The following is a 3,735-nucleotide window of genomic DNA, read 5'->3' as shown; positions in this document are numbered from 1 at the left end:
AAATTGAGTATTTTTCTCCTGATGAATTTGATCGGATTATTGGTATGATGATGTCAATGAGATAGTAAAAGACATATTTGACACAGATATTGATAAAATATAAAAAGATATCTAAATTTATAAAGACGGAAAATACAAAACAGAAAAGGGGATATATTATGGAATTATTTGAACAATTTGGAATTGATCTGGGATATGTGGTAATTGGAATGGCCGCAGTAATTATTATATTGTTTATATTGCTTTTGATCACAATGATTAAGGATGCAAATACAAGAAAAAAATATCGTATATTTATGGATGGAGAAAATGGAAAAAACCTGGAAAAGGCTATTTTAGATAAGTTTGCCGCAATTGATGATCTGTCAGAAGATACTAAAAATATTCATGAGCAGTTGGAAAATATTGATGGTCGTTTGATTAAAGCATATCAGAAGGTAGGGCTTGTAAAGTATGATGCATTTAAAGAAATAGGAGGAAAGCTTAGTTTTGTTTTGGTTCTTTTGACAGCAGAGAATGATGGTTTCCTGATTAATTCAATGCATAGCACACATGAAGGATGTTACACATATACGAAAGAAATAGTTAATGGAGAAGCGTTTGTAATATTGTCAGAGGAGGAGCAGCAGGCACTGGAGGAAGCAAAAACGAACAGTAGTCCTTTATTTAAGAAAAAGATATGATGAAGATATATTTATTAACTATAATAATAGGATTTATTTTAGAAATGCTTGGAGCAGATATTCTGGTGAAACAGAATATCTGCTTTGCTAAAATTACAAAAATTCCCAAAGTATATATAGCAATGATTTTATGTGGAATGGGAAGCGGGTTGAGTTATCTAATTTATACAATTATACGCAGCTTGCAAAAAAATAACCAAATGATACCATTTCACACCAGTATTACTGTGTTATCAGGAATTTTGTTGATACTGGGAATATGTGCAATGACTGGCAAAATAAAAATTTATCATGGTGTGATGCAGCAGGATTTTTCATATTTGATTTTTGTTGAAATTATTTTATTATATTTAAGTGCTGATTATTTATTCCACGGAAAACATTCTATGAGGGTTTTATCTGGAATTGATGGAGTTATTCTTTTTGCATTTTTTGTGGTTTATCTTTATATTATCGGTAAAAAAACATATCGTGGCATAATGAATGATGAAAATGTGAAAATAGATCTGACAGCAATTTTATTTTGTGGATTAGGTATTATAATTACAACAGCTGGTGGAATTATGATGTTATTGTCTGTGGATAAAATAGTAATTCCCGGTTTATTGAAAAAATATGCCGGTAAAGAATTTATTAAAATTCTTATTATGATCATTCCAAATATTTTCATTAGTATATGGTCAATAAAAAACAGAGAACCGGATCTGATCTTGGGAAATCTGCTGGGATATAGTATGACCTGTCTTACAGGGGCAGTCGGTGTGGCAGCAATGATCAATCCAATTGTGATATCAGTATCAGGAATATATAATATGATCATATTGTGCTGTGGAAGTATTATGGTGTGGTTGTTTGCATATAAGGATCAACAGTTGAACAGATTTCACGGCTGTGTTATGGGTACGGTATTTGTTGTTTATATGGTTTCGATGGTAATGCGGTGATAAGATAAGAGCAGTAAGAAAAAACAGGTAGAAAAATTACTTGTAAAAATCAATCAATAGAAATTTTTATTTATTTGATATATCTGCAAAATATAATGATGGCGGTTAATATTTATTAAGTCCCAATAATGGGACAGGTAAATATTAACCGCCATTTTAATCATTCCTCAGTAATGACAGAACCATAATAGGATTTTAGGGATTCCAGACTATTATCCTGAGAATCACCAAATCCATCTGATGGGATCACAGGAAGGGGAGTATCACTGCTCATAGCGACACCGCCATTAAAATCCTCATGGTAATGTTTGACGCTTTCGTTGATAGAAAGCATTTTTTCATCTAAAAATGAAATAATATTAGCACATTCTTTAAGCTCGTCTTTAATTCCAGCAGGAGCTTTTCCTTCAAATTTATAATAAATTTTATGCTCAAGACTTGCCCAAAAATCCATTGCAATGGTACGAATCTGAATTTCAACCTTTGTGTCAATGACATCGTTGGTTAAAAAAATGGGAATCGAAACAATCATATGATAGCTCGTATATCCATTTGGCTTTGGAGTGGCGATGTAGTCCTTTACACGAAGTACTGTCACGTCATCCTGGTTTGAAATGGCAGATGCAATCTTATAAATATCAGAGGTAAAGGAACAGATAATTCGTACACCTGCTACATCATTTACATATTTGACAATATTTTCTACTGTCAGTTCTAAATTTTTTTTGCGGATCTTACGGGCAATACTTTCCGGTGATTTAATACGGGATGTAATGTGCTCGATTGGATTGTACTGATGTGTCTGTTTAAATTCGTTGTTTAGTATTTCCAGTTTCGTATTTATTTCTCGGAGAACAGAATCATAAAGCAGTAACGTGCGATTCCATTCTTCTTCCTCATTGTAATATAATGGTAATTGCATAAAATCACTCCAATTGTGAATTTACATATGTTTTCAAGTGTAAATTGTGAATAAATATCGTCTAGTTAAATCCATAAATACGGTTAAAAATATGATAACCGTGAATAATGATCTTCTGACCGGATTTGCGCTTCATCTGCATTACTTTTCCAAGACGTCTGCGGTTGATAATGTTATATAATATAATGTTTTTGTTTCGCAGGTAATTCCATAATTCATCGCGCTTTTTAAGGCTCTCAGGAGAACCCTCATTCACGAGAAGAGCGGAACTGACAATCAACATCATTGCAAGATATTTGATCATATATTTGCGAAGCTTAAAATCCTTAATGTTCATAAGATCATATGAATCAATCATTAATTTATTTACTTTGATCTGCTGGTCAATACGTTTCGTCATAATTGCCTCATTGACTGACTGATCATCACGACCGATATAATAGCGGTATAAGTTTACATCAAGGTAATAAATTTTTTTGACGTAAGGAAGCGGATTGTAAGCATAAAGGTTATCCACATAAAATGTGTGTTCCGGAAGTCTTAATCCACAATCTCTCAGAAGCTTTGTGCGGTAAATGATAGAGTGCATTAAAAGGTTCTGGCTTACCCGAAAATGACGAAAATCTCTCCAGGTGATGATCTTATCCTTTGGAATAGCAATACTGTACGACATTACCTTATGCTTATGCACACTTGGCTTTTCGTAAACATAGTTTGAAATAACCATATCAAGACCTGTGCCATCGTTGACCATTTCACGAAGTAGCTGCAGAACTCTCTGGAGACTGTAAGCATCCAGCCAGTCATCACTGTCCAGTACCTTAAAATAAATACCCTCAGCATTATCAATACCAGTGTTGACAGCGGAACCGTGACCTCCGTTTTCTTTGTGAATGGCACGAACAATAGTCGGGTATTTTTCCTCGTATTGTCTGGCAATTTCTAATGTTTTATCAGAGGATCCGTCATCTACAATGATAATTTCAATGTCATCTCCACCAATCAGGGCAGAGTTAATAGCATGTTCCATATATTCCTGCGAATTATAGCAGGGAATTGTAACTGTTAATAATTTCATAAAATATCCGTTTTCCCTTTCTAATGGTTATTAGTATAGTTATAATAAATTAAATACAGTAATTATCTTCTATATAAAGTATAACCGATTCACCTCTATTATAATATG

General features: G+C 33.2%; 4 protein-coding genes. 2 read left to right on the top strand and 2 right to left on the bottom strand.

Going from position 1 to position 3,735, the window contains the following annotated elements; translation table 11 throughout:
• Window positions 1-158: 158 nt before the first annotated feature.
• Together H8704_RS13945 and H8704_RS13940 are read left to right on the top strand one after the other, a co-directional pair.
• Window positions 159-683, top strand: a complete 525-nt coding sequence (locus H8704_RS13945) for a DUF4446 family protein (protein WP_022465975.1) — start codon at window positions 159-161, stop codon at window positions 681-683.
• Window positions 680-1,627, top strand: a complete 948-nt coding sequence (locus tag H8704_RS13940; RefSeq protein WP_249298665.1) for a hypothetical protein — start codon at window positions 680-682, stop codon at window positions 1,625-1,627. The genes H8704_RS13945 and H8704_RS13940 overlap by 4 nt, the downstream gene beginning before the upstream one ends.
• Before the next feature lie 160 nt (window positions 1,628-1,787).
• Here the strand turns inward: H8704_RS13940 and H8704_RS13935 are convergent, their stop codons facing one another.
• Window positions 1,788-2,549, bottom strand: coding sequence for a GTP pyrophosphokinase (locus H8704_RS13935; RefSeq protein ID WP_118680046.1), 762 nt, complete (start codon window positions 2,547-2,549; stop codon window positions 1,788-1,790).
• A 61-nt stretch (window positions 2,550-2,610) separates the two neighbouring features.
• Window positions 2,611-3,627: a glycosyltransferase family 2 protein gene (locus H8704_RS13930; protein WP_022465972.1), complete on the bottom strand. Its 1,017-nt coding sequence runs from the start codon at window positions 3,625-3,627 to the stop codon at window positions 2,611-2,613.
• Window positions 3,628-3,735: the final 108 nt, after the last annotated feature.

It is taken from the genome of Jutongia huaianensis (genome assembly GCF_014384985.1).
Taxonomy (GTDB): Bacteria; Bacillota; Clostridia; order Lachnospirales; family Lachnospiraceae; genus Jutongia; species Jutongia huaianensis.
The sequence above is the reverse complement of the archived record's forward strand: the minus strand, read 5'-3'. Positions and strand labels throughout refer to the sequence as shown.